The organism is Pseudomonas sivasensis (assembly GCF_013778505.1).
GTDB classification, from domain to species: Bacteria; Pseudomonadota; Gammaproteobacteria; order Pseudomonadales; family Pseudomonadaceae; genus Aquipseudomonas; species Aquipseudomonas sivasensis.
In genome coordinates, this window is record NZ_JAAOWU010000005.1 from 25,012 (window position 1) to 49,361 (window position 24,350).

A 24,350-nucleotide genomic window follows, 5' to 3' on the forward strand; every position below is an offset into this window, starting at 1 on the left:
TAATGCCCAACTCTCTCGCTCCAATCGTCCGCTCGCTGTCCACCCGCACCAGCCTGTCACTGGCACGCACGTCACTGTTGAATTTCATGGCCTTGCTGGCCGTTGTCTTTGCGGCAGCGGCTTACTCACTGCTTTACATCGCCCATGACCTGGACCGCACCGAGCAGGCCGAAAGCGCGTTCCATACTCGCAAAGCCATACAGTCCATGGAAAAAGCCATGCGGGTGACGGTCAAGGACTACGCGTTCTGGAGCGATGCCTACAAGCACCTGCATGTACAGGTGGACAAGGATTGGGCCTTCGAGCGCGGCAATATCGGGCCCACACTGTTCCAAGACTTCGGTTTTCAGGGCCTGTTTGTGGTCAACGATGCCAATCGCACGGTGTACACCGTGGTCGAAGGCGAACTGCAAACCTTTGAGCTCAGCGAATGGCTCGATCAGCCCCTCACCCAACTGCTCGAACAGGCTCGCGCCGGCGTAGACAACGAAACCCCGGTGAGCACGTTCATCAACGTACGCGGCAGCCCCGCCCTGGTGGCTGCCGCAGCCATTACGCCGGGCACCGACCCCACGGTGGTTGCAGACGGTAGGCCAGCCTCGGTGCTGGTCTTTGTCGACATCCTCGACAGCGCCAAATTGGGCCTGATCGGCGATGACTTCGGCGTGGGCAACCTGCACATCGCCACCCCTGAAGACATCGCCAAGGGCGTGTTTTTACCCCTCGGCGACAACGGCAGCGCCGGTAGCCTGTACTGGCAGCCGGAACAGCCCGGCCGACGCCTCATTGGCGTCGGCCTGCCCTTGCTGGGCCTGGCCGCGCTGCTGGTGTGCCTGATGACGTGGATGATCTTGCGCCGCAGCACAGCCGCCGCCCTGGCGCTGGATGCCAGTCACAGCTCGCTGCAAACCAGCCAGAACGCCTTGGCCACCAGCGAAGCGCGCTTTCGCGATGTGGTAGAAGCCAGTTCCGACTGGGTCTGGGAGATCAACGGCGATTGGCGCTTTACCTACCTCTCGGAGCGTTTCGAAAGCGTAACCGGGTTGACCCGCGACGCCTGGATCGGCGCGGCCATGAATGACCTGCTGGGCACCGAAGACGGTTTGTTGTCACAGTGGCTGTGCACGCCCGGCCGACGCCCGGACCTCAGCGTGCAATGCCTGTATGTGGATGCCCAAGGGCAAGAGCGCACCACCCGGCTATCGGCGCGGAAAATGCCGTGCGGCGGGTTTCGCGGCACCGCCACCGACGTGACTGAAGAAGTCGAGGCGCGCAGACGCATTGAATTTTTGTCCCAGCATGACGCCCTGACCGGGTTGCCCAATCGCACGCGTCTGCAAGCCTTCCTGGACGCCAAGCTCAAGACGCTGCCCCTCGTTGAGCAACCCTTGGTCATGCTCAGCCTGGACCTGGACCGATTCAAACCGGTCAATGACTTGCTCGGGCATGCCGCCGGCGACCGGGTGCTCAATGAAGTGTCGAGCCGCCTGACCGACTGCGTGCGCCACGGTGATCTGGTGGCGCGGGTTGGCGGCGATGAATTTGTGCTGATCCTCAGCGATGCCGGCACCCAGGACGACGTCGAAAACTTTTGCAAACGCTTGATCGTCTCCCTTGAGCGCGCGATCCGGATCGATGAGCAGGAAGTGTTTATCAGCGCCAGCATCGGTATTGCGCTGGCGCCCAATGACGCCGGCAACGTCACCGAAATGCTGCGCTACGCGGACATCGCGCTGTACGAGGCCAAGTCCGCCGGGCGCAATACCTGGCGCTTCTACTCCGGCGAGATGAATGCACGAATCATCGAGCGTCGACGCCTGGAAAGCGACCTGCGCTATGGGATCAAACATGGGGAATTGCGCCTGCACTTTCAGCCGCGTTACCGCATAGCCGACGGGCAGATGGTCGGCGCCGAAGCGCTGGTGCGCTGGCAACACCCGGAGCGCGGCCTGATCGCGCCGGACACCTTTATCCCGATTGCCGAAGAGTCCGGCCTGATCCTGTCGCTGAGTGACTGGGTGCTGGAAACCGCCTGTGCCTGTGCCGCCCAGTGGCCGGATGCGTTGTTTGTGTCGGTCAACCTGTCGCCGACCGAGTTCAAGCGCGGCAACCTGATGGAGCGCGTGCGTCACGCGTTGCAGGCATCGGGTATCGAACCGGCGCGGGTGGAACTGGAAATCACCGAAAGCGTCATGCTCGAAGACGCCGTCGGTGCGCTGGACGTGATGCGCGCCCTCAAACAACTGGGCATCCGCATCGCCATGGACGACTTTGGCACCGGGTATTCATCACTGAGCTACCTGCGCGCGTTCCCGTTCGATGGCTTGAAAATAGACCGCAGCTTTCTGACCCGACTGGAAGACAGCGAGGACGACCAAGCCATCATCCATGCCATCGTCGGCCTGGGACGTGCCCTGGCACTCACGGTGACCGCCGAAGGCATCGAAACCGCCGAGCACCTGGCGATGCTCAAGGCCGTGGCCTGTGATGAAGGCCAGGGCTACTTCCTCAGCCGCCCGCTGGATACCGACGCGTTCAACCGGCTGCTGGGCCCGGTTTGAAAAACAGGCTCGGCGTCTTGCCGAACTGTTTCTTGAACATGCTGGTGAAGGCGCTGGGGCTTTCGTAGCCCAGCTCCAACGCTACGTCGATGATCTTTTCCCCCATCGCCATGCGCTCCAGGGCCAGTAGCAACCGCGCCTGTTGGCGCCATTGGCCGAAGGTCATGGCGGTTTCCTTGCGAAACAGGCGCTGGATGGTTTTCTGATCCAGGCCCAGGCGCTCGCTCCAGTGCGCCACTGTCGAGGCATCGCCCGGATTCTGTTGCAGCGCCAGGCAGATCCGCTGGATACGCGGGTCGGCAGGCTGTGGCAGGGATAACGGCAACGCGGGCAGGATGGCCAGTTCGTCGAGGATCAGGTGCATGATCCGCGCATCCCGCGAGTCTTCGGCATAAGGTGGCTTGAGGCTGACCGAGGCCTTGATCAGCTCGCTCAGCAGCGGCGAGATGCTCACAGCCTTGGTTTCGGTGGGCAGATTGGGGAAGCTGTCGGGGCGCACAAACACGCTGCGCATTTTCAGCGGCCCTACGCAGCGCAGGGAATGCACGTGCCCGCAGGGCATCCAGAAGCCGCGATTGGGCGGCACTGTCCACTGGTTCTGCGCCGAATGCACTACCATGACCCCTTCGGTCGCGTAGAGCAGTTGATGCTTCTCGTGGCTGTGGTCGGGGATCACCCAGTTTTCAGGATAGTCGGTGGCCGAACTGATCACGGCCCACTCGCCTTCGTCGATCTCCTGCAGGAATTTATCCAGTGACTTGATCATTTAGCCCTTTTTGCGACAGTTACTGCCCGAATTTCGTGAGACAGACATTTTTACTGAATCTAGCATAAAGCCCGACACAATTTGAAATGGGCCGCCAGCCACGTATTGGCGGCCCCTGTTCGCTGCCTTGTATGGAATGCCTGCATGTCGACACTCACCGCGTCACCCGCCACTGCTACCAGTGCGCCCCAAGCAAGCCCATTAGTTATGCGTATCCTCGGTGCCTGCGCTTTGGCGCACCTGATCAATGACCTGATCCAGGCCGTGCTGCCGTCGATCTACCCCATGCTCAAGGCCAATTACGGACTGACGTTTGCCCAGGTGGGCCTGATCACCCTGACCTTCCAACTGACCGCCTCGCTGCTGCAACCGTGGATCGGCTACCACACTGATCGTCATCCCAAGCCTTGGCTGCTGCCGGCCGGCATGGTGTGCACATTGATCGGCATCCTGATGCTGGCGTTTGTCGGCAGCTTCCCGGCGATCCTGCTGGCGGCGGGTCTGGTGGGCGTAGGCTCGTCGACCTTCCACCCGGAAACCTCCCGCGTGGCGCGCCTGGCTTCCGGCGGACGCTACGGCCTTGCGCAATCGACCTTCCAGGTCGGTGGCAACACCGGCAGCGCCTTCGGCCCGTTGCTGGCAGCGGCGATCATCATTCCCTACGGCCAGGGCAATATCGCCTGGTTCGGTCTGTTCGCGGTGTTCGCGATCCTGGTGCTGTATGGCTTGAGCCGCTGGTACCGCAACCACCTCGCGCTGTTCAAGCTCAAGCAAGGCGGCAAAGCCACCCACGGCTTGTCCAAAGGCCGCGTGACGTTTGCCCTGGTGGTGCTCGCAGTGCTGGTGTTCTCCAAGTACTTCTACATGACCAGCCTGACCAGCTACTTCACGTTTTACCTGATTGAAAAATTCCACCTGTCGGTATCGAGTTCCCAGATGTACCTGTTCCTGTTCCTCGGTGCGGTGGCCGTGGGCACCTTCGCGGGCGGCCCGATCGGCGACAAAATCGGCCGCAAGAAAGTCATCTGGTTCTCCATCCTCGGCGCCGCGCCCTTCACCCTGGCCCTGCCCTACGTCGATCTGTTCTGGACCGCCGTGCTCAGTGTGGTGATTGGCTTTATCCTGGCTTCGGCGTTCTCGGCCATTGTGGTGTTTGCCCAAGAACTGGTGCCGGGCAATGTCGGGATGATCGCAGGTGTGTTCTTTGGCCTGATGTTCGGTTTCAGCGGGATTGGCGCGGCGTTGCTCGGTTTGCTCGCGGATAACCACGGCATCGAGTACGTCTACAAACTGTGCTCGTTCCTGCCGCTGGTGGGTATCCTGACGATTCTGCTGCCGTCGACCAAAGGCGTTTGACCCGCCGATCATCGGCTGGCTGTGTGCCACTACACAGAATGCTCTGAAAAACCTGCGTGTGCGCTTACAATCCCGGTTTAAACGCACACCAGGCAGACCCAGCAAGAAATGACGCTCGACCCTCCCACGATTTTGGCACTCACCGTTGCCTTGGCAGCCGCTGCCGCCCTTTACCTGCTGGTCGAATGGCGCAGCGTGCGCGAACCCTCGCTGCTGTTGTGGAGCAGCGGTTTCGCCACCATCACCATCGGTTCGCTCCTGGCCCTGCTGCGCATTAATGGCTTTTTAGTCATCGGCATCTGGTTCGCCAACGGTTTGCTGGTGACCGCACACTTCCTGTTTCTGCTCGGCGTGGCGCGGTTTACCCAAGTACGCGTGTCACGCGCCTGGGCCCTGATGCCCGTGATCTGGTTCGCCATGCTCGCGCTGCCAACGGACCAATCATGGTCCAAAGCCATGCTGGCGGTGCAATCGCTGTTGGTCGCCCTGCCCACCCTGCGCGCCAGTTTCCTGCTGCGGCCCCATGGCCGGTCCCTGAGCGTCGGCGCGGTGCAGTTGCGTTTTGTGCTGCTGCTCCACGGGACCTTTTACGTGGCCAAAACGCTGTCGGTGGTCATTCCCGGCACCCTGATCGACCTCGCCGCCTTCAAGGGCGAGATCATCCAGATCTCCCTGGTGGAAGGCGCCATGGCAATCATGCTGATTGCCTTGTCCATGACGGGTTCCGAACGCTACCGCCGCGAACAACAGATCGCCCGCCTCGCCGCCCGCGATCCACTCACCGCCCTCTATAACCGTCGCGCCCTCGACCTGCGCGCCCCTCGCCTGCTGGCCCAGGTATCTTCGACCCAACCCGGCGCACTGCTGCTGATCGACATCGACAACTTCAAAGGCGTCAACGACCTCCACGGCCACACCGCCGGCGACCGCCTGTTGATCGCATTGAGCGAAATGATCCGCGCCGTCGTGCCCCGAGGCGCACTGGCAGCACGGCTGGGCGGCGATGAGTTTGTGATCCTGCTCAATCCCACGTCGGCTGAGCAGATAGTCGAACTGGGCAGCAGCCTGCGCGACCAGTTTCAGCAACTGGCCTCGCAGAGCTTCAGCACCCCGCAACCGGTGACCCTGAGCATTGGCGCCAACCTGTTCGATCAGCCGCCGGAGAGCCTGGCGGCGTTGATTGAGCAAGGGGATACGACGCTGTATGAGTCCAAGCGGGGTGGGCGGGACAGTATCCGGTTGGTGGATCGCAGGGGCGCCACGCCCTACGGTTAGAGATCGTAACTAACCCCCACACTCCGCCCCGTCCTGACCGACTCCAACGCTTCGGTGTGAGCAGTCCGCCGGTGGCGCCGGAGACTTCAAGGCCAGTTACAGGTCACGGCGTATCAAGACAACCAAAGGCAGGCGATGGGTTTGAGTCAGTGAGGCGCTTTTGTGGTGACCGGGCTTGCCCCGCGCGAGGCAAGCTCGCTCACTACAGAAGTGAGCGGGATGCCACTGAATTTCAGACAAGCCTGCAACAAGTCATCGCGCCAAGCCCGAGCAAGCAGATCACCCCGACCCCATACGACTTCAAGGCCAGTTACACGTCATGGCGTATCAAGACAACCAAAGGCAGGCGATGGGTTTGAGTCCGTGAGGCGCTTTTGTGGTGAGCGGGCTTGCCCCGCGCGAGGCAAGCTCGCTCACTACAGAAGTAAGCGGGAGGCCGCTGAATTTCAGACAAGCCTGCAACAAGTCATCGCGCCAAGCCCGAGCAAACAGATCACCCCGACCCCATACGACTTCAAGGCCAGTTACAGGTCACGGCGTATCAAGACAACCAAAGGCAGGCGATGGGTTTGAGTCAGTGAGGCGCTTTTTGTGGTGAGCGGGCTTGCCCCGCGCGAGGCAAGCTCGCTCACTACAGAAGTAAGCGGGATGCCGCTGAATTTCAGACAAGCCTGCAACAAGTCATCGCGCCAAGCCCGAGCAAACAGATCACCCCGACCCCATACGCCAGCGTTCGCCAAGGTTGCCAACCCGCCAGATACGTCACCGTATGCGCCAGACGGGCCAGGGTAAAACCGCCAAACAACCACGCACTCGCCACAGCGGGCGCCTCCAGCGCAACACACAGCCCTCCCAGCACAAAAAACACGGGGATGTTCTCCAGATCATTGGCCCACGCTCTGCTCGCTCGGCCAACCGGTGGCAGCTCTATCGAATGCCTGGCGCGCTTAAAGAAAGCCGCATCTTCAGCGTTGGTGAATGCCAGGCCTCGAATGCGGAAATACCCTTGGTAGCAGGAAACCGCAAACATCTTCAGGCATAGCACCAGTACACACAGGGCATAGACTCTCAGGAGGTCATTCATCCCTGACTCCCTGCACCACGATATAGAGCAGCGGCCCCACTGACACAAACACCGCCGTCAATAAAAAGTACGGCACCACCGAACGCACTGACCGCCCTCGCCCGCGCGCATCCCGATACATCCATACACACGCCAATACCGCCATCAGGTAAAGGTCGATCACCACTTGCGCGGTGTCCGGTCGAGACATCAGCTCGCGCCCAAAGGCCAGCAGCGATTGCTCGGCAGTCAGCATCGTAACCAGGGTGTACAGCGAAAAACCGAGCAAGCCGGCCAGGGCAATATAAGGTCTGTGCATGGTGTCGTCCTTGAGGTGATCGAGGCCCACCTTAGTGATAAGGTTTGGCCCCTCGCAATGACCTCGGAGGTCATGAACACGTCACGGCAAACCCTGCTAGCGCCGGTGAACACCTGCGCCAACTGCGCCGACAGGCCAAGTTGAGCCAACTGGACCTCGCCCTGATCACCGGGATTTCTCAGCGTCATCTCAGTTGCCTCGAAACCGGTCGCGCCACACCTAGTCCGGGGACACTGCACAACCTGTTGACGGCACTGGAGACACCGCTGGAGCAATCCAACCGCGTGTTCCTCGCCGCCGGTTACGCCCCGCGCTACACCGCGACCCCGCTTGCCTCACCGGCCATGGCCGCGGTTCGCGAAGCGGTCAACCATGTGCTGCATGCAAACAACCCCGCGCCTGCGATTCTGCTGGGCAGTGAGTGGCAAGTGCTGGCGGCGAATGTCAGTACCGGGCTGTTGTTTGAACGGGTGGGCATCAAAGCAGATGCAGCCGATGGCTTGAACCTGCTGACCACCCTGCTGCAAACCGGTGGCCTGGGCGACCACCTCATCAACGCCGAAGAGATCCGCACCCTGGCCTGGCAACGGGCAACCCGCGAGGCGCTGGGCAATCCGGCATTGGCTGCGCTGATGGCGAGTTTGCCAGCGCCGACTCACACCCAATTACCCACCGAAATGCCGCCGCTGGTGCTCACGCGCATCCGCTCACTCGAAGGCGAGCTGAACTTTCTGTCGACCTTCACCACGTTCGGCATGCCCCAGGACATCACCCTCACCTCGCTGCGCATCGAGCATCTGATTCCGGCTGACGAGGCGACCTGGCAGGTGATGCGCGCTGCCTTCGCGGACTATTCGGCGCTGGTTTTGTGAAATATCTGTACGTAGACTGCGGCCATACCTCCATCTGAAGGCGGCGAAGAAAACGTCATGCAAGTTACCGAAGTCTCCATTGCCCAATTGCGCGCGGCGCTTGAATCCGGCCAGACCACTGCCGTTGAATTGGTCCAGGCTTACCTCGCACGGATCGACGCGTACGACGGCCCGCAGACCGCCACCGCGCTTAACGCTGTGGTGGTGCGTAACCCACACGCGCTCAAAGAGGCCGAGGCGTCCGATGCACGCCGGGCCAAGTGCGAAACGCTTGGGCCATTGGATGGCATTCCCTACACCGCCAAGGACAGTTACCTGGTCAAAGGCCTGACTGCGGCCTCCGGCAGCCCGGCATTTGCCAAACTGACCGCCCAGCGCGACGCGTTCACCATCGAACGCCTGCGCGCCGGTGGCGCCATTTGCCTGGGCAAGACCAATATGCCGCCGATGGCCAATGGCGGCATGCAGCGTGGCGTATATGGCCGCGCCGAAAGCCCCTATAACGCTGACTACCTCACCGCACCGTTCGCCTCCGGCTCTTCCAACGGCGCGGGTACTGCAACCGCCGCCAGTTTCGCGGCATTCGGCCTTGCAGAAGAAACCTGGTCCAGCGGACGCGGTCCGGCGTCCAACAATGGCCTGTGCGCTTACACCCCCTCCCGTGGGGTGATTTCGGTGCGTGGCAACTGGCCGCTGACGCCAACCATGGACGTGGTGGTGCCATACGCCCGCACCATGGCCGACCTGCTGGAAGTCCTCGATGTGGTGGTCGCCGAAGACCCCGACACCCGTGGCGACCTATGGCGCCTGCAACCCTGGGTGCCGATCCCCAGCGTCGCCTCGGTGCGCCCGGCGTCTTACGCTGAGCTGGCTGCGACGGCTGAATCCCTCGCGGGCAAACGCCTGGGTGTACCGCGCATGTACATCAATGCCGACCCCGACGCCGGCACCAGCGAAAAACCCGGCATCGGCGGCCCGACCGGGCAACAGATCAACACCCGCGCCAGCGTGATCGACCTGTGGAAAGACGCCCGCAAGGCGCTGGAAGCGGCTGGCGCCGAAGTCATCGAAGTGGATTTCCCCCTGGTGTCCAACTGCGAAGGCGATCGCCCCGGCGCGCCGACGGTGTTCACCAGAGGTTTGGTGTCCAAGGAATTCCTGCACGACGAGTTATGGGAACTGTCCGCCTGGGCTTTCGATGATTTCCTGCGCGCCAACAACGACCCAACCCTCAACCGCCTGGCGGATGTGGACGGCCCGAAAATCTTCCCCCACGACCCCGGCACCCTGCCCAACCGTGAAGACGACCTCGCCGCCGGCATGGACGAATACGTGCGCATGGCCCAGCGCGGCATCACGCCCTGGAATGAAATCAGCACCGTGCCCGATGGCCTGCGCGGCCTGGAGCAAACCCGGCGAATCGACCTGGAGGACTGGATGGAAACACTCGGCCTCGACGCTGTGCTGTTCCCCACCGTCGCCGACGTGGGCCCGGCGGATGCCGATGTAAACGAAGCCAGCGCCGATATCGCCTGGAGCAATGGTATCTGGGTGGCCAACGGCAACCTCGCCATCCGCCACCTGGGCGTGCCAACCGTCACCGTGCCGATGGGCGTGATGGCGGACATCGGCATGCCGGTAGGGCTGACATTTGCCGGGCGCGCTTATGATGACTCGGCATTGCTGCGGTTGGCGGCGGCGTATGAAGCGACCGGCAGCAAGCGATTGATTCCCCCGCGCACCCCGCCACTGATCACAAACTAACGATTTACCCTGTGGGAGGGGGCTTGCTCCCGATGGCGGTGTATCAGGCAAAGCTATTCCAACTGAACCACCGCCATCGGGAGCAAGCCCCCTCCCACATTTTGATCCTCATCGTGTCAGTTACCGGCTTTGTTTCAACGACAAATGCCGGCAGCACACAGCCGCACCTGGCAGCGATTTGGGGGTGAAGGCAAACCACAGGCCGGACGCCAGGTGAATGCCGTAGTTGATCAGTACCACCAGTCCCTGGGTGATCATGGGCGGTTGTCATGGTTCAGGCGCTGCCATTCATCCACCACGTCGCCCAGGGTCTTGGGGATATCGTTGCGAATCCAGGCCATGAAGGGACGATCGAACTTGAAGGTCGGCCCGCAGTGCTCACGCATGAAGCGCCGCACGTTCTGGGTGTTTTTGTAGTGTGCGGTCACCGGGGTGGCGCGGGTGATGGGGTCGCTGTGCCAGTCAAAATCCATTTTGTCACTCGGGCAGGTGTTGGGTCGGCGTTAGCATAGCGATGTGCCAGCCACCCAGGAAGTGCCAAAACCTGCCGTGTACGAGCACCCCGCGTGTTGGGACATCGTATAAGGAGCTAAAACCTACAAACACCAAACTTGTCAGGGTATTTCAAAATTTTACTTTCCTTAGACCCGGCAAATATTGCATGGTTGTACGACGACTATAGCTGTCGTGCACACCCCAACAACAATAAGGAAACACCCATGCAAAACGTCAAAGTGCTGATCGGTTTTCTGTGCCTGTTCAGCGGCTACGTGGCCGCAGCCCCCGCCGACAACGACGTAGCCCAAGCGGTCGATCACCTGACCCAAGCCATGCTGCACAAAGACATCAAGCAGCTCCAGGCCCTCACCGCCGAGCAACTCACCTACGGCCACTCCAGCGGCAAAATTCAGAACAAACAGGAATTCATCGCCGATATCGAGACCGGTCGCAGCGGCTTCAAGACTCTGGAAATGCAAAAACAAACCATCACTCTGCAAGGCGACACGGCACTGGTGCGCAACCACTTTCACGCACAGGCAGTGAACAGTGGCGTCGAAGTGCCTACCGATATCGAAAACTTCCAGGTCTGGCAAAAGCAGAAAGGCCACTGGCTGCTGATCGGTCGCCAGGCCTTTAAATTCTGATGGCTAGCGGTGGCTCACCACGCCACCACGTTGCGCACCTTGAGCAACGCCTCGCGCAGCGACGGCATGTCCACCGAACCCAACGCCAGGCGTAGCGCATGGGGCACCTGGGCCGAAACGGCAAAGGGCTCAGCGGTGGACACGGAAACGCCCTCGCGCTGCAAGGCCATGGCGACTTGATCGGCGCGGGCATCTTCCGCCAGGGGCAGCCACAAAAAATACGATGACGGGTGGCTGGTGTGGGCCACCCCCTTCAACACCTGCGCAGCCAAGGCTTGCCGAGCCCGGGCATCCTGGCGCTTTTGTGCTTCCAAGTGGGCAACGGTGCCGTCCTCGATCCAGGCCACGGCAATCGCGCTCATCACCCCGGGCACGTTCCAGGTGGTCGCCATGATGGTGCGCTCCAACGCCTTCATCCACGCAACAGGCGCCGCGACAAATCCCACGCGCAGCCCTGTGGCGACACTCTTCGACAACCCACCCACATACACCGTACGCTCCGGTGCCAGGCTCGCCAGGGGCGTTGGCGCGTCCTCAACTAAAAACGCGTAGGCCGCGTCTTCAATGATCATCAGGTTGTGCTGGCGGGCGATGGCGACCAGCTGCTCGCGCTGCGCCATGCCCATCACCCAGCCCAGCGGATTGTGCAGGGTCGGCATGCTGTACACCGCGCGAACCGGACGCTTGCGACACACGCTATGCAGATATTCCAGGTCCGGGCCGCTGGCGGTGACGGGAATCGCGACGATTTCCAGATGCAGGGTCTCTGCCAACACCTTGAACCCCGAATAGGTCAACGCGTCCACCGCGATCACATCCCCCGGCTTGAGCAACGCCATCATCGCCACCGCCAACCCATGTTGGGCGCCGCTGACCACCAACACCTGCTCGGCCTGCACTGTCAGCCCTCGGCTCAGCAGGTGGCGGGCAATGGTGGCGCGCTCATGCAGGCGACCGGCGTGGGGCTGATAACGCAGCAGCGCTTCGAGGTCACCGGACAGCGCCAATTGGCGCAACGCAGTGCGCAGCAAGTCCGCCTGACCCGGCAACGAAGGGTAATTGAAGTTGAGGTCGAGCATCCCCGCCGCAATGGTCATCTGCCCACTGCCCTGCCCTGGCGGCAACGCAATCTCGCGCACGAAGGTGCCGCGCCCGGTCTCTCCGCTGACCAGCCCCATTGCCTCCAGCTCGGCGTACACCCGACTGGCGGTGACCAGCGCCAAGCCCTGATCCGCGGCCAATTGGCGATGGGTAGGCAATCGCATACCAGGGGGCAGTCTTCCGCTGCGGATGTCTTCGGCAAAGGTGTCGACCAGTGACTTGTAACGGGCGCGGGGCATTGGCGATGTATCCATGACAATTTTTTGATTGTCTTGATTCTCGATCCTAGGATGGGCACCACGCAACTCCTCTTTTTCGGGACAGCCCCCATGGAACGTACGTCTCCCCTCAACGCCCTGGACAACAGCACTCAGGGTTGGATCAATGGCTTTATCGGCGTGGTGATTTTCAGCGGCTCACTGCCCGCTACGCGCTTGGCGGTCATGGAATTCGATCCGGTGTTTCTGACGATGATTCGCGCCGCCATCGCTGCCGCATTGGGGCTGCTTCTGCTGTGGCTGTTCAAGGAAAAACGCCCCGCGCGCACTCAATGGGTGCCCCTGCTGATCGTCTCCCTCGGCGTGGTGATCGGCTTCCCCCTGCTCACCGCCCTGGCCCTGCAATACGTAACCTCCGCCCATTCCATTGTGTTTATCGGCCTGCTCCCCCTGGCCACGGCGGTGTTTGGCGTACTGCGCGGCGGCGAGCGGCCGCGACCGGTGTTCTGGGTGTTTTCGATTCTGGGCAGTGCCCTGGTGATGGGTTATGCCTTCGCCCAGGGCGTGAGCGCCGCACCGGCCGGCGATTTGCTGATGCTCCTGGCGGTGTTGGTGTGCGGCTTGGGCTATGCCGAGGGCGCGAAACTGTCGCGCAGCCTGGGCGGCTGGCAGGTGATCTGCTGGGCGCTGGTGGTGTCGCTGCCAGTGGTGCTGCCGTTAGGCCTGCTCCTTGCTCCGCCAAGCTTTGCCGGCATCAGCCTGACAGCCTGGCTGAGCCTGGGCTATGTGGCGCTGTTCAGCATGTTGATCGGCTTTGTGTTCTGGTATCGCGGCCTGGCTCAAGGTGGCATCGCGGCCGTCGGCCAGTTGCAGTTGCTGCAACCGTTCTTCGGCCTGGCGCTGGCGGCGGGCCTGCTGCATGAACAGGTCAGTCTCGGCATGGTGCTGGTGACGGTGGCGGTGATCGCCTGCGTGGCCGGTGCGAAGAAGTTCGCCCGCTAGCGCTGCGGTGCGACCATCTTGAATTTGATATGGATGTCGTTGGAAACCACGCTATTGCCGGCCCATTCACCCTCACCGATCTTGAAATCGCCGCGATTGAGGATGAATTCGCCGTCGAACACGCCAATGCCATCCAGCTCCTTGAGCACCACCTTTACATCAACCGGGCGTGTGGTGCCCTTGATGGTCAGGTTGCCGCTGATCCTGAAGCGGTTATCCCCCAGCGCCTTGACCCCAGTGGATTCATACACTCCGACCGGATAGGTCGCGGTGTCAAACCAGGACGCGCGTTGCAGGGTGTCATTGGCATCCTCACTGCCGGCGCTGATGCTGGTGAGCTGGATCTTGAGCAGCGCGTGTCCCGCCTCCGGCGCCTGCGTATCAAAGGCCAAGGTGCTCTCGAATTCCTTGAACCTCCCATACATCCGCTGCCCCAGTTGTTCGTAGGTGAAACTGATCTGGCTGGCAGTGTGATTGACGTCCTTGTACTCCACCGCCTGGGCGCTGGCGATAAAGCCCAGGACAAGCGCAACCGGCAAAAATCCACGTTTCATGCACCACTCCGCAAAGTCTGGATGTATTCCCATCACGCGTTTGTCCTGCTAAACAGAATAGTCGCCCACAACAATAAGGATGTTGCATGCAAGCGCTACAAGACATCACCGCACCGGAAGGCATCTGCTACGGCTGCGGGGGCAGCAACCCTCACGGGCTGCACATCAAGAGCCGCTGGGACGCAGACGGCATCCATTTGATCGCCCAACACGCGCCAGAAGCTCACTTCACTGGCTGGCCGGACCTGGTCTACGGCGGCCTGATCGCCATGCTGGTGGACTGCCATTCCAACTGGACCGCCATGGCCTACCACTACCGCACCGAGCAACGCGAACCCGGCAGCCTGCCACGTATTGACTGCGTGACCGGCAACCTCGGCATCAAATTCATCAAGCCCACGCCCATGGGCGTCACCCTCACCTTGCGCGCCAGGGTCGAAGGCGACGTGAAGCGCAAAACCCGCGTGGTCTGCGAGATATACGCCGGCGACGTGCTCACGGCGATCGGCGACTCGGTGTTCGTGCGCGTCGACACCGGGCAACTGGCCGCTGCCGCCCATGGCCGCGAGGACTGAAGCTGGTCTACATTGACTGTCACCGCTAATCGAGGATTGCACCGATGACTCGTCTCACCGCGAAAGACTTTGCCCCCGAACTGCTGGAACTCTACGACGGCTACGCCCACGGCAAGATCAACCGCCGTGAGTTTCTCGACCGCGCTGCGCTGTTCACTTTTGGCGGCCTGACCGCTTCCGCCCTGCTCGCCTCCCTGAGCCCTAACTACGCCCTGGCCGAGCAAGTGAAATTCACCGACCCGGACATCGTCGCCGACTACGTCACCTACCCTTCACCCAAGGGCAACGGCACGGTACGCGGCTACCTGGTACGCCCGGCCAAGGCTGCGGGCAAGTTACCGGCGGTGGTGGTGGTCCACGAAAACCGCGGCCTGAACCCGTATATCGAAGACGTCGCCCGACGCCTGGCCAAAGCCGGCTTCATCGCCCTTGCCCCGGACGGTCTGACCTCGGTCGGCGGCTACCCCGGCAATGACGAAAAAGGCGTAGCGCTGCAACAGACCGTCGACCCGACCAAACTGATGAACGACTTCTTCGCCGCCATCGAATGGCTGATGCACCACGACAGCAGCACCGGAAAAGTCGGCATCACCGGCTTCTGCTACGGCGGTGGCGTGACCAACGCAGCAGCGGTGGCCTACCCCGAACTGGGCGCAGCCGTCTCCTTCTACGGCCGCCAACCGGAAGCCAAGGACGTACCGCGGATCAAGGCGCCGATCATGCTGCACTTCGGCGAGGTGGATACACGCATCAACGAAGGCTGGCCGCCCTACGAGGCAGCCTTGAAAGCGGCCGGCACAACCTATGAAGCGTTCATCTACAAGGGCGCCAATCACGGCTTCCACAATGACTCGACGCCACGTTATGACGAAGCAGCCGCCAATCTGGCATGGGAAAGAACACTGGGGTGGTTCAACAAATACCTGGCATGACTGGCGCTGCTCTGGCTGTTGCTCCTGCTTTTGATCTTGATCCAAAGCGCCCCGTCAGACGCGCTGGCCGAACGCAGGCTTGAATCCGTGGGCAACCCGGCAGGACGCCGGGTTAGCCGCACTGGGCCATAGATCCAAGCCGGAGTGAGGGCATGCAGATTCCAGACGAAGCAGCGAGTGTTGGGGCGAAAGCCTTTTGGTTACTTTTGGCTGGGCCGGCATTCCGGCCTTTCCAAAAGTGACCCGCTGTAAGCGCGGAACCCTAAGCCGCCGTTACCGCAGAGATGGCTATGTACCCCAACCAACATATGAGTCGACTGTCAGGCCGCCATCGGGAGCAAGCCCCCTCCCACATTTGGATAGGGGACCATCAGTCAAATGGCGTAACCCTGGCCGCCGTTGACGCAGAAACAGACATCTACCAGCTCTCCTACGCAAAACCCATCACCCCCTCGACATCAATGCTCCAAAGCATACCGCCGGCAATGATCCAAATACCCCTGCTCATGACTCCCCACCAGCTGCACCACGCTGGTCCACAACCACGAAGGCGCATCCAACTCCCTTGACCGGTTTTCCTGCAAAACCGCCATCCAATCCTTACGAGTCGCCCGATCCATCTGCCGGGCATGAGCAACGCCAACCACCCGAGCCAAATAACCCGCAGCGTGCATCGCGTCAGTCTCGCTCAACTCATCCAACTCCAACTTCATGTCCTGAGGCAGCAGTTCGCGAATAAAAAACCCGTGATCCAGAAACCGCGTCGCCACCATCCGCTCGCCAAGGCCCGGCGACAGCTGACGCGCAGCTTCCACAACCCGGCGGGCGTTGTCCCTCGGCATCTTCGCCCGTGCGGCCCGGGGTGCAGCGGCGCCGACCGCCTCCTTGATATCGATCAGGCAATACGCCTGATCATCCTTATCACCAACACCGAGAAAGGCCGCGTAGCGCAACAAGCCAAGGGAGCTGCAGCCCTTGACCCAATAAGCGCAATCCAAAAGTTCGACCTTGGCATCCTTGGGCCGGCCTTTGAGCGAAGTAACCAACTGGTGGATCTCGTCCGACGCGCAGACGACTTTCAGCGCACTTTTTTCGGCCCGCGACAACGGCCAGAAATGCTTGCCTAACGGGATGGTCGGCCGGGCGCTTTCGATGCGCTCACGGGCCAAGTGCTTCCAGGTGCGCGCCACGGCGTTGCGCATCCCTGCCTTGACCTGGGACGGGCGTGGCGGCGTTTCATCGGGTTTGTCTTTGAAGGCTTGTTCGTAGCCCACCATCATTTCTTCGAGCATGCGTGCGGTGGTTACCCCCGGCAGGTCCGAGCCTCGCGCGGCGGTCGCCAGGGACAAGGCCAGGCGCACCAGGTCGTGGGCCGGGTTGCCAATCACTGCCTGGTCCAGGTCGCGGATATGCATATCGATGCGCCCCTTGGTGTCGCCGGTGGGGCCAAGGTTGCCAGCGTGGCAGTCGCCGCAGATCCAGATCGCTGGCCCGCGGGGCAAACGGCGTCCAGGCAAGCTGTGCAGCCACTCGTAGAATTGAACGGTACTGCCGCGCACATAAGCGTGCGCCGAGCGCGCCATCTTGAGGTTTCGCAGTTGGGTCAGGTGGGGCATACGAGCGGAGGGGCGCGGTGTTTTCATGGAATAACTCAGTACAGGTGTAGCGGTAGAGCGGTGCGCCTCGGAGAATGTTTCATTATGTTTCTAAAAAATTTATCACGTTGGCCTTCTCCCGTTATACCCAGGCAAGAGACTTCATCGTTTGCCCAGAGCAGGCGAACTGCCTATATTTGCATCCCCCGCGAGGGTCTTTTTTTAATCGATCACTTTCATGGAAACACTCTCATGCCCCTATCTATGTTCTCAGGCATGCGCAATCTCACGGCGGTAGCCGCCCTTGTCGCTACCGGCCACTGCCTGGCCGCGACCGATCTGCAGGCGGTGGTGGACGCGAGTGTCAAGCCGCTGATGCAGCAACAGGCCATTCCCGGTCTTGTGGTCGGCGTGGTTCAGGACGGCAAAGCGCACTATTTCAACTACGGCGTCGCCTCCCAGGAAACGGGGCAGCCCGTCAGCGAGAACACCCTGTTCGAAGTCGGGTCGGTGAGCAAAACCTTCACCGCCACCCTCGCTGGTTATGCGGCGGCTACCGGCAAACTCAAGCTTTCGGCCCCGGCCAGCGGCTACCTTCCAGCCTTGGGTGGCGGCAAGTTTGATCACATCAGCATTCTTAACCTCGGCACCTACACCGCCGGCGGCCTGCCTCTGCAATTTCCACCGGAGGCTGACAACAATCAGCACATGATCAGCTACTTCCAGCAGTGGAAGCCCGACTTCGCCCCAGGCACCCAGCGTTTGTATTCCAACCCGAGCCTGGGCCTGTTCGGCTACCTGACGGCGCAGAGCCTCAAGCAACCGTTCGATCAGGCGATGGAAAAAACCCTGCTGCCCAAACTTGGGCTCAAGCACACCTTCGTCAAGGTGCCGCCGAGTCAGATGAGCCTCTACGCACAAGGCTACGGCAAGGATGGCAAACCGGTGCGCGTCGGCCCCGGCGCCATGGACAGTGAGGCTTACGGCATCAAGACCAGCGCCTCGGACTTGCTGCGTTATGTGCAAGCCAACATGAACCCGGCGAAGCTGGAAAGCGCCGTGCAACGCGCGGTCAGCATCACTCATACCGGCTACTACACCGTCGACGGCATGACCCAAGGGCTGGGCTGGGAAATGTACCCTTATCCCATCACGCTCGATGCGTTGACTGACGGCAACTCCACACCAATGGCCATGGAGCCGCACAAGGTGAACTGGCTAACCCCTGCCCAGGCGCCCCACGCCAACTCGCTGGTGAACAAGACCGGCTCCACCAATGGTTTTGGCGCCTATGTGGCCTACGTGCCGAGCAAGGGATTAGGGGTGGTGATTCTGGCGAACAAGAACTACCCGAATGCAGAGCGGGTGAAAGTCGCCCATGCAGTGTTGAGTGCGCTGGACCATTAAAGCCGGACACGAGCCCACCCTGTGATGAAGGGCTTGCTCAGCCACAGCAAGCCCTCCACCACATTTGACCTTCATCGTGTTCATAAACGTTATTCAGCGTTCGCCCACGTCATCCGAAACGACGCCCCGCCCCGCTCCGAATCCTGCACATGCACCTGCCCGCCATGCCATTGGGACACTCGCTGCACCAGCGCCAGGCCCAGGCCGAAGCCGCCGGTACGGCGATCACGGCTGGCATCCAGGCGCATAAACGGTTGGAAGATCTTCGCCCGGCTCTCCTCGGGTACACCCGGGCCGTCGTCACATACCCGCACTTCATAACCGTTGCCGAATTTGATCAGTGAAATGTCCACACGGTGCTCGGCGTAACGGATGGCATTGCGCAGCAGGTTGATCACCGCTCGCGCCATGAAACGCGGCTCGATCTGGATCACGTCCACTTCGCAGGTGCGCAACGACAGGTGTATGCCCGCCGCCTCCGCCTCCAGGGCCACGCTACCGATCACGCTGTCGAGCCAGCTATGGGCTTCGATGCGCTCGCGAGTGACCTGGGTCGCGCCGCGTTCCAGGCTGGCGTAGGTCAGCAGTTCGGAGACCATTTCCTCCAGCTCGCCCAGGTCGGCGTACATATCAGCGATCAATTCGCTGCGCTGACGCGGGTCGGCCTGCTGCTTGAGTTGGTCGAGTTCAAACGACAATCGTGCAATTGGCGTACGCAGCTCATGGGACACCGCATTGGTGAGTTCGCGCTGGTTGGCGATCAGGCTCTCGATACGCTCGGCCATCTGATTGAAGTGCCCGGCCAGTTCGCGCACGGTGGAGCGGCGCGGCAGCAGGATGCGCGAGCCGAGGTCGTTGTCGCCAAAACGTTGTGCGGCCAGACGGATGTGCTCCAAGTCACGCCAATGCGGACGCACCCAGAAATACAGCACTACCGCCAGGCACAGACCCAGCAGGCTGTAGGCCCACAGGTATAGCCATTTCGGCTCTGCCGGCAGTTTGATTTCGAGCAGTTGTGGACCGCTGTCGACCGAGGCGATGAACTCCATGAAATCGCCACGCACTACCAAGTGGCCGGCCGCCAACAATTGTTGTTCACGGGGGGTCAGGGCCAATTCATCACGCTGGACCAGTTTCAGCAGCAAACCATAATGTGGCTGCAATTGGGCCAGCCGCGCCGGGCGCGCATCGGCTGGCAACGGGCGCAACTGCTCTACCAGACCGTACGCCGGGCCACGCATGGCTTCGCGATTATAGGTTTCGTTGGCTTCGGGCAGCAGTTCATCAAAGGTGTAGTTGACCAGCCAAATCGCCCCCGCCAACCCCAGCGCGAGGATGATGTACAGGCGCATGTATAAGCGCAGCATCTAGACCTCCCAAGCAAACGGATTGAACAGATACCCCTTGCCCCAGATCGTCTTGATACACACCGGCTCACGTGGGTTGTCATTGAGTTTGCCGCGCAGTTTGCTGATGTAGACGTCGACGCTGCGGTTAAGGCCGTCGAACGCGATGCCGCGCATGCGGTTGAGAATGTCATCGCGGGAAAGAATGGTGCCGGCGTTGCTGGCGAGCAACCACAGCAATTCGAACTCCATGGTGGTGAGGTCGATCTTGTCGTCCCCCAGGCTGACGACCCGGCAACTGCGGTCGATGGCCAACCGACCGAACGCCAGCGCCCCGCGTACGGTAGGCTCCGGCAATTGGCGGCGTTGCAGCGCACGCAGGCGCGCCAGCAGCACCGGCGGTTTGATCGGTTTGATCACGTAGTCGTCGGCGCCGGATTCCAGGCCGAGGATATGGTCCAGGTCATCCTCCTTGGCGGTAAGGATCACGATGGGAGTGTCGGACACACTGCGAATCTCGCGGCACACCTGTAGGCCGCTCTGGCCCGGCAGCATCAGGTCGAGTACGACAATTTTCGGTTTGAACGCCAGGAACGCCGCCAAGGCTTCATCACCTCGGTGTACCACGCGAGGCTCGAAGCCATGTTGTGATAAAAAATGCGCGATCAGCCCCGCCAGCTTCTCGTCGTCCTCAACAAGCAGAACCTTACCCTGACCCAGGTTTTCCATACGTTCTCAGTGCGCGCACGCGGATTGAAGAGGCGGCATTATAGGTGGCAAGCTGGGCAACTGAAGCAGATAGCCAACGGGCGTCGCTGAAGCTTCATGTTTTTAAGAGCTTTTTACAAATAGCCTGCATTCTTTAACGCCAATCACAGGGAGTTGTATGCGTAAGGATTACCTGGCGTTCTTTGTTTCGCTGTTCCTGTCGCGTCTGGCGGATCAGATCCTGTTGTTTATCGTGCCGCTGATCGTATTTCAAACCACCCAAAGTGCGTCGTGGGCAGGCCTGGCCTTTTTTATCGAGTCGCTGCCACGCTTCCTGGCCTTCCCGGTGTGCGGCGCCGTGTGCGACAAGTATTCGCCCGTGCGTATCCTGCATATCAGCCAGGTCTACCGGGCGCTGGCCTGTGTGGTGGCTGTGGCGCTTTACGGGATGTTCGACGGTATCTACTGGCTGGTGCTGCTGTCCGCGCTATGTGGGGTGCTGACCACCCAAGGCATCATGGCCCGGGAGGTGCTGATGCCGCATATCTTTGCGCAATACAGCTATGCCAAGACGTTGTCCTACTCCCAGATCGCCGACCAATCCGGCCTGGTACTGGGGCCGTTGTTGGCCGCGCTGATGCTGGAGGTGTGGGCCTGGCATTGGGTAGTGCTGGGGGTTGCAGGGCTGTTCGTGTTGGCAGACCTGGCGATGCGCGCGTGGCAACGTAACACCTCAGTCAACCCGCAACCCCATCAGCAGCACCGTGATATCTGGCTGCAACCGCTGCGCATCGCCGTCGCGCATATCCGCAACCTGCCGGGGTTGAAACGCCTGATTGCGCTGACGGTGGGCGTGAACCTGCTCATTGGCGCCACCCTGGCCACATCCGCCGCCATGGTCACTGGCGATTTCAACGCCGACAAGGATGCCTACGCGCTGCTGCAAGCGGCAGGTGCGCTGGTGACTATCGTGATTCTGTTTTACCTGTCGCGCACGACCTTGCCGTTAAAACGCCTCGGCGGCGTGTCTTACGGACTGATCACTGTGGGCGCGCTGATCATGGCGGTCAGCCCCAATCTGTGGGCTTACAGCCTTGGCTTCCTGCTGGTTATAGGCTTCGACAAGATGTACAGCGTCTATATGCGCAGCGTGCGCCAGCAGGTCATCCCGGTAGAGGACTTTGGCAAGACCGTCGGCATGATCACCCTACTCAATAACCTGCCACAGCCCGTGGCTGGCCTGGTGATTGCCGTGCTGGCAGCGCCCTTGGGCACGCAAACGGTGATCCTGCTGCTGACCGGGATCACCGCACTGATCGGCGTGGCCGTCGCCTCAGGCCGGCACACCACTGTGAAAGCGAAACTCGACGTCAGGTGACTCAATCAATTCCTGCTCGGCCGCCCTCACCCGCTCGATCACCTGGGCGATATCCTTTGCATCGCCATACTGGTAGGCCAGCTTCAGGTAACCCTGGAAATGCCTCGCTTCGCTTTTCAGCAGGCCGAAGTAGAACTTGCTGAGTTCTTCGTCCAAATGCGGCACCAACGCTTCGAAACGCTCGCAACTGCGCGCCTCGATAAACGCCCCGACTACCAACGTATCCACCAATTTCACTGGTTCATGGTTGCGCACGACTTTGCGCAAGCCCGAGGCATAACGGCTGGCGTGCAACTGGCGCAGTTCAATCTTGCGCTTTTTCATCAGGCGCATGACCTGTTCGTGGTGCACCAGTTCTTCGCGGGCCAGGCGCGACATCATGTTAATCAGGTCGACATGGCCGTGATACTTGGCGATCAGGCTCAAGGCGGTGCTCGCGGCCTTGAATTCGCAGTTCTTGTGGTCGATCAGCAGCGTTTCCTGATCGGCCAACGCGGCCTGGACCCAGGCGTCGGGGGTGCGGCAACCGAGGAATTCGTGGATTTCTGGCAGGTTCATCGGGCTCACGGGCAAAAGGATCACAAAAGGCCGGCGATTATACCGACCACGCCGCAGACCACCAGCCACCGGCCTTGATGTGCATCAACATGACGGCTGCCGGGCAGCAACTATAGTTATTCCACGCCCACTCTTTTGGAGATCCCGACCATGCAAGCCATCCGCAGCATCCTGGTGGTCATCGAGCCCGAGCATTCGGAAAGCCTGGCCCTCAAGCGCGCCAAGCTGATCGCCGAGGTAACCGGCGCGCACTTGCACTTGCTGGTCTGCGATAAAAACCATGAGCATTCGGCTCTGTTGAGCCTGCTCAAGGCTGGATTGCAGGAGGATGGCTACAGCGTGACCACCGAACAGGCGTGGAATGCCAGCCTGCATGAAACCATCATTGATGTGCAGCAGGCTTAGGGCTGCGGTTTGGTGATCAAGCAACACTTTCCCGACAGCCCGCTGAAGAAGGCGCTGCTGACACCGGCGGACTGGAAGCTGCTGCGCTTTTGCCCGACACCGGTGTTGCTGGTCAAGACGTCCACGCCATGGGCTGGCGGGGTGATCCTGGCAGCAATTGATGTGGGCAATACCGACAGCGAGCACCGTTCGCTGCACAATTCGATCATTGATCATGGCTTCGACATCGCCAGCCTCGCCAAGGCGCAGCTGCACGTGATCAGCGCCCATCCGTCGCCGATGTTGTCGGCGGCGGACCCGACGTTCCAACTCAAGGAAACCATCGAAGCGCGCTACCGCGAGCAGTGCCAGGCGTTCCAGGCTGAGTTCGACGTGGACGACGCGCACCTGCATATCGAGGAAGGCCCGGCGGATGTGCTGATTCCATTCGCGGCGCACAAGTGGCAGGCAGCAGTGACCATCATCGGTACCGTAGCGCGCACCGGAATTTCCGGTGCACTGATCGGCAACACGGCGGAGGTGGTGCTGGATGCTGTGGAAAGTGATGTGTTGGTGCTCAAGCCGCAGACATTGATGGATCACCTGGAAGAGCTGGTCACCAAACCCTGACGCCTATCCTCCAGATAACCGACGTCCAATGTGGGGGGCGGCTTGCCCCCTCCCACATTCCGATTTTTGCCGTCAGGTAGAGAGCGCATCCCTGAGGAACCCTGGGGCGATATAGCGCTGGTAGTGGGCCTCGGACAGGATAAAGAACTCACGGTCGATGGCATCGCGCAGTTCCGGCAACGCCCATTCACGAAACTCCGGCAACAGCACCATGCCGTACGCCTCCAGGTTATTGATGACCCGCGCACCGCGCGCAATCAACTGGTATGCCCAGCAGTACTCGGATTGGTGCGGCACGAAGCGGATCTTGCGCTGCTCCAACTGACCGCGCAGGGTCTTGGGGTCGAAAATCTCCAGTTTGCCGGCCATCACCTGCACCAGCAGTTGCTCCAGGCGCAGCCATACCGCACGTTTTTCTTCTTCGCTATAGCCATTCCACAGGATTACTTCGTGGTGGAAGCGCTTGCAGCCACGGCACACCAGATCGCCGTAAACCGTGGAGCACAGGCCGACGCAGGGGGTCTTGATGGTTTGGTTGGACATGGGCAACGACACGCAAATCAGCGAAACAGTGCGCCATGTTAGCCCTTTGTCTAAGGTTGATCACCCAGCAAACTTGCCATGGCAACTTACCTTTAGAAATTTTTTGCCGTAGAATCATCCGGCCTTGTAAGGCGCCAATAATCCGCTGGAAGCTGTTTTCAAAGCGTCACGAGCACAGTCGTTCCTTCAGAACGGTGTTGGCGCGGACTTGACCCCGGTAGGTCAACAACCGCGCCAACCCTCATCAGCTCCGTTCTGCAGGCGTAAAACTTTGAAAGCAGCTTCTGTGAGGAATGCC

General features: G+C 60.9%; 23 protein-coding genes and 1 pseudogene. 12 read left to right on the top strand and 12 right to left on the bottom strand.

Features of this window, described 5'->3' with window-relative positions:
* Positions 1 to 2: 2 nt before the first annotated feature.
* Positions 3 to 2,561: a bifunctional diguanylate cyclase/phosphodiesterase gene (locus G9Q84_RS11050; RefSeq protein WP_181643299.1), complete on the top strand. Its 2,559-nt coding sequence runs from the start codon at positions 3 to 5 to the stop codon at positions 2,559 to 2,561.
* Here G9Q84_RS11050 and G9Q84_RS11055 read toward each other — a convergent pair.
* Positions 2,536 to 3,327, bottom strand: coding sequence for an AraC family transcriptional regulator (locus tag G9Q84_RS11055; protein WP_032885323.1), 792 nt, complete (start codon positions 3,325 to 3,327; stop codon positions 2,536 to 2,538). The two genes, G9Q84_RS11050 and G9Q84_RS11055, sit on opposite strands and share 26 nt — an antisense overlap.
* A gap of 144 nt (positions 3,328 to 3,471) precedes the next feature.
* Here G9Q84_RS11055 and G9Q84_RS11060 point away from each other — a divergent pair, with 144 nt between their 5' ends.
* Positions 3,472 to 4,683 carry an MFS transporter gene (locus G9Q84_RS11060; protein WP_095184607.1) on the top strand — a complete coding sequence of 404 codons (1,212 nt, stop codon included), beginning with the start codon at positions 3,472 to 3,474 and terminating at the stop codon, positions 4,681 to 4,683.
* Positions 4,684 to 4,791: 108 nt separating this feature from the next.
* Positions 4,792 to 5,958 carry a GGDEF domain-containing protein gene (locus tag G9Q84_RS11065; protein ID WP_095184606.1) on the top strand — a complete coding sequence of 389 codons (1,167 nt, stop codon included), beginning with the start codon at positions 4,792 to 4,794 and terminating at the stop codon, positions 5,956 to 5,958.
* Positions 5,959 to 6,619: 661 nt separating this feature from the next.
* Here the strand turns inward: G9Q84_RS11065 and G9Q84_RS11070 are convergent.
* Positions 6,620 to 7,042: an MAPEG family protein gene (locus G9Q84_RS11070; protein ID WP_095184605.1), complete on the bottom strand. Its 423-nt coding sequence runs from the start codon at positions 7,040 to 7,042 to the stop codon at positions 6,620 to 6,622.
* Complete coding sequence (locus G9Q84_RS11075) at positions 7,035 to 7,340, bottom strand: DUF2834 domain-containing protein (RefSeq protein ID WP_095184604.1); 306 nt, start codon at positions 7,338 to 7,340, stop codon at positions 7,035 to 7,037. Before G9Q84_RS11075 ends, G9Q84_RS11070 begins: the two co-directional genes overlap by 8 nt.
* Before the next feature lie 44 nt (positions 7,341 to 7,384).
* Here G9Q84_RS11075 and G9Q84_RS11080 point away from each other — a divergent pair, with 44 nt between their 5' ends.
* Together G9Q84_RS11080 and G9Q84_RS11085 are read left to right on the top strand one after the other, a co-directional pair.
* Positions 7,385 to 8,212, top strand: a complete 828-nt coding sequence (locus G9Q84_RS11080; RefSeq protein WP_181643300.1) for a helix-turn-helix domain-containing protein — start codon at positions 7,385 to 7,387, stop codon at positions 8,210 to 8,212.
* Between the two features lie 57 nt (positions 8,213 to 8,269).
* On the top strand, positions 8,270 to 9,976 hold the full coding sequence (locus G9Q84_RS11085) for an amidase (RefSeq protein ID WP_181643301.1): 1,707 nt from the start codon (positions 8,270 to 8,272) through the stop codon (positions 9,974 to 9,976).
* Positions 9,977 to 10,096: 120 nt separating this feature from the next.
* Here the strand turns inward: G9Q84_RS11085 and G9Q84_RS11090 are convergent, their stop codons facing one another.
* Positions 10,097 to 10,234 (bottom strand): hypothetical protein, encoded by a 138-nt coding sequence (locus G9Q84_RS11090; RefSeq protein WP_181643302.1) that lies wholly within the window; start codon positions 10,232 to 10,234, stop codon positions 10,097 to 10,099.
* A complete protein-coding gene (locus G9Q84_RS11095) occupies positions 10,231 to 10,449 on the bottom strand; it encodes a DUF6434 domain-containing protein (RefSeq protein ID WP_032887169.1) in 219 nt (72 codons plus the stop codon). Before G9Q84_RS11095 ends, G9Q84_RS11090 begins: the two co-directional genes overlap by 4 nt.
* 246 nt (positions 10,450 to 10,695) lie before the next feature.
* Here G9Q84_RS11095 and G9Q84_RS11100 point away from each other — a divergent pair, with 246 nt between their 5' ends.
* Positions 10,696 to 11,121 carry a nuclear transport factor 2 family protein gene (locus G9Q84_RS11100; RefSeq protein WP_032887170.1) on the top strand — a complete coding sequence of 142 codons (426 nt, stop codon included), beginning with the start codon at positions 10,696 to 10,698 and terminating at the stop codon, positions 11,119 to 11,121.
* Positions 11,122 to 11,135: 14 nt separating this feature from the next.
* Here G9Q84_RS11100 and G9Q84_RS11105 read toward each other — a convergent pair whose 3' ends face one another.
* Positions 11,136 to 12,461 carry an aminotransferase-like domain-containing protein gene (locus G9Q84_RS11105; RefSeq protein WP_181643303.1) on the bottom strand — a complete coding sequence of 442 codons (1,326 nt, stop codon included), beginning with the start codon at positions 12,459 to 12,461 and terminating at the stop codon, positions 11,136 to 11,138.
* Positions 12,462 to 12,551: 90 nt separating this feature from the next.
* Between G9Q84_RS11105 and G9Q84_RS11110 the strand changes: the two genes are divergently transcribed.
* Positions 12,552 to 13,442, top strand: coding sequence for a DMT family transporter (locus G9Q84_RS11110; protein WP_032887172.1), 891 nt, complete (start codon positions 12,552 to 12,554; stop codon positions 13,440 to 13,442).
* On the opposite strand, the gene G9Q84_RS11115 is transcribed toward G9Q84_RS11110, so the two are convergent.
* Positions 13,439 to 13,996: a YceI family protein gene (locus G9Q84_RS11115; RefSeq protein WP_181643304.1), complete on the bottom strand. Its 558-nt coding sequence runs from the start codon at positions 13,994 to 13,996 to the stop codon at positions 13,439 to 13,441. The genes G9Q84_RS11110 and G9Q84_RS11115 overlap by 4 nt on opposite strands.
* 86 nt (positions 13,997 to 14,082) lie before the next feature.
* Between G9Q84_RS11115 and G9Q84_RS11120 the strand changes: the two genes are divergently transcribed.
* Both G9Q84_RS11120 and yghX read left to right on the top strand, forming a co-directional pair.
* Positions 14,083 to 14,571 carry a PaaI family thioesterase gene (locus tag G9Q84_RS11120; protein WP_181643305.1) on the top strand — a complete coding sequence of 163 codons (489 nt, stop codon included), beginning with the start codon at positions 14,083 to 14,085 and terminating at the stop codon, positions 14,569 to 14,571.
* A gap of 44 nt (positions 14,572 to 14,615) precedes the next feature.
* Entirely contained in the window at positions 14,616 to 15,503 is an 888-nt protein-coding gene (yghX, locus tag G9Q84_RS11125) for a YghX family hydrolase (protein WP_181643306.1), read from the top strand.
* A gap of 458 nt (positions 15,504 to 15,961) precedes the next feature.
* Here the strand turns inward: yghX and G9Q84_RS11130 are convergent, their stop codons facing one another.
* The gene (locus G9Q84_RS11130) at positions 15,962 to 17,146 is read right to left on the bottom strand and encodes a DUF2252 family protein (RefSeq protein WP_181643307.1); all 1,185 of its coding nucleotides are present in this window, start codon (positions 17,144 to 17,146) and stop codon (positions 15,962 to 15,964) included.
* Between the two features lie 204 nt (positions 17,147 to 17,350).
* Here G9Q84_RS11130 and ampC point away from each other — a divergent pair, with 204 nt between their 5' ends.
* Complete coding sequence (gene ampC / locus G9Q84_RS11135) at positions 17,351 to 18,505, top strand: class C beta-lactamase (RefSeq protein ID WP_181643308.1); 1,155 nt, start codon at positions 17,351 to 17,353, stop codon at positions 18,503 to 18,505.
* 89 nt (positions 18,506 to 18,594) lie between these two features.
* Here the strand turns inward: ampC and G9Q84_RS11140 are convergent, their stop codons facing one another.
* Together G9Q84_RS11140 and G9Q84_RS11145 are read right to left on the bottom strand one after the other, a co-directional pair.
* Positions 18,595 to 19,872, bottom strand: coding sequence for an ATP-binding protein (locus tag G9Q84_RS11140; RefSeq protein WP_032887179.1), 1,278 nt, complete (start codon positions 19,870 to 19,872; stop codon positions 18,595 to 18,597).
* On the bottom strand, positions 19,873 to 20,580 hold the full coding sequence (locus G9Q84_RS11145; RefSeq protein WP_181643309.1) for a winged helix-turn-helix domain-containing protein: 708 nt from the start codon (positions 20,578 to 20,580) through the stop codon (positions 19,873 to 19,875).
* A gap of 157 nt (positions 20,581 to 20,737) precedes the next feature.
* Here G9Q84_RS11145 and G9Q84_RS11150 point away from each other — a divergent pair, with 157 nt between their 5' ends.
* Positions 20,738 to 21,937 carry an MFS transporter gene (locus G9Q84_RS11150; RefSeq protein ID WP_181643310.1) on the top strand — a complete coding sequence of 400 codons (1,200 nt, stop codon included), beginning with the start codon at positions 20,738 to 20,740 and terminating at the stop codon, positions 21,935 to 21,937.
* Here G9Q84_RS11150 and G9Q84_RS11155 read toward each other — a convergent pair.
* A complete protein-coding gene (locus G9Q84_RS11155; RefSeq protein WP_032887182.1) occupies positions 21,893 to 22,495 on the bottom strand; it encodes a MiaE family protein in 603 nt (200 codons plus the stop codon). The genes G9Q84_RS11150 and G9Q84_RS11155 overlap by 45 nt on opposite strands.
* 150 nt (positions 22,496 to 22,645) lie before the next feature.
* Here G9Q84_RS11155 and G9Q84_RS11160 point away from each other — a divergent pair.
* Positions 22,646 to 23,509 (top strand): annotated as a pseudogene (locus tag G9Q84_RS11160) (universal stress protein).
* 72 nt (positions 23,510 to 23,581) lie between these two features.
* Here the strand turns inward: G9Q84_RS11160 and G9Q84_RS11165 are convergent.
* Entirely contained in the window at positions 23,582 to 24,052 is a 471-nt protein-coding gene (locus G9Q84_RS11165) for a DUF1289 domain-containing protein (RefSeq protein ID WP_181643311.1), read from the bottom strand.
* Positions 24,053 to 24,350: the final 298 nt, after the last annotated feature.

Excerpts from the sequence above, each read along its gene's own strand:
- G9Q84_RS11085 (WP_181643301.1), top strand. The coding sequence starts at position 8,270 with ATGCAAGTTACCGAAGTCTCCATTGCCCAATTGCGCGCGGCGCTTGAA.
- G9Q84_RS11060 (WP_095184607.1), top strand. The coding sequence starts at position 3,472 with ATGTCGACACTCACCGCGTCACCCGCCACTGCTACCAGTGCGCCCCAA.
- G9Q84_RS11075 (WP_095184604.1), bottom strand. The coding sequence starts at position 7,340 with ATGCACAGACCTTATATTGCCCTGGCCGGCTTGCTCGGTTTTTCGCTG.
- G9Q84_RS11100 (WP_032887170.1), top strand. The coding sequence starts at position 10,696 with ATGCAAAACGTCAAAGTGCTGATCGGTTTTCTGTGCCTGTTCAGCGGC.
- G9Q84_RS11110 (WP_032887172.1), top strand. The coding sequence starts at position 12,552 with ATGGAACGTACGTCTCCCCTCAACGCCCTGGACAACAGCACTCAGGGT.
- G9Q84_RS11165 (WP_181643311.1), bottom strand. The coding sequence starts at position 24,052 with ATGTCCAACCAAACCATCAAGACCCCCTGCGTCGGCCTGTGCTCCACG.
- G9Q84_RS11050 (WP_181643299.1), top strand. The coding sequence starts at position 3 with ATGCCCAACTCTCTCGCTCCAATCGTCCGCTCGCTGTCCACCCGCACC.
- G9Q84_RS11105 (WP_181643303.1), bottom strand. The coding sequence starts at position 12,461 with ATGCCCCGCGCCCGTTACAAGTCACTGGTCGACACCTTTGCCGAAGAC.
- G9Q84_RS11090 (WP_181643302.1), bottom strand. The coding sequence starts at position 10,234 with ATGATCACCCAGGGACTGGTGGTACTGATCAACTACGGCATTCACCTG.
- G9Q84_RS11120 (WP_181643305.1), top strand. The coding sequence starts at position 14,083 with ATGCAAGCGCTACAAGACATCACCGCACCGGAAGGCATCTGCTACGGC.
- G9Q84_RS11145 (WP_181643309.1), bottom strand. The coding sequence starts at position 20,580 with ATGGAAAACCTGGGTCAGGGTAAGGTTCTGCTTGTTGAGGACGACGAG.
- G9Q84_RS11155 (WP_032887182.1), bottom strand. The coding sequence starts at position 22,495 with ATGAACCTGCCAGAAATCCACGAATTCCTCGGTTGCCGCACCCCCGAC.
- G9Q84_RS11095 (WP_032887169.1), bottom strand. The coding sequence starts at position 10,449 with ATGGATTTTGACTGGCACAGCGACCCCATCACCCGCGCCACCCCGGTG.
- yghX (WP_181643306.1), top strand. The coding sequence starts at position 14,616 with ATGACTCGTCTCACCGCGAAAGACTTTGCCCCCGAACTGCTGGAACTC.
- ampC (WP_181643308.1), top strand. The coding sequence starts at position 17,351 with ATGCCCCTATCTATGTTCTCAGGCATGCGCAATCTCACGGCGGTAGCC.
- G9Q84_RS11065 (WP_095184606.1), top strand. The coding sequence starts at position 4,792 with ATGACGCTCGACCCTCCCACGATTTTGGCACTCACCGTTGCCTTGGCA.
- G9Q84_RS11150 (WP_181643310.1), top strand. The coding sequence starts at position 20,738 with ATGCGTAAGGATTACCTGGCGTTCTTTGTTTCGCTGTTCCTGTCGCGT.
- G9Q84_RS11115 (WP_181643304.1), bottom strand. The coding sequence starts at position 13,996 with ATGAAACGTGGATTTTTGCCGGTTGCGCTTGTCCTGGGCTTTATCGCC.
- G9Q84_RS11055 (WP_032885323.1), bottom strand. The coding sequence starts at position 3,327 with ATGATCAAGTCACTGGATAAATTCCTGCAGGAGATCGACGAAGGCGAG.
- G9Q84_RS11140 (WP_032887179.1), bottom strand. The coding sequence starts at position 19,872 with ATGCTGCGCTTATACATGCGCCTGTACATCATCCTCGCGCTGGGGTTG.
- G9Q84_RS11130 (WP_181643307.1), bottom strand. The coding sequence starts at position 17,146 with ATGAAAACACCGCGCCCCTCCGCTCGTATGCCCCACCTGACCCAACTG.
- G9Q84_RS11070 (WP_095184605.1), bottom strand. The coding sequence starts at position 7,042 with ATGAATGACCTCCTGAGAGTCTATGCCCTGTGTGTACTGGTGCTATGC.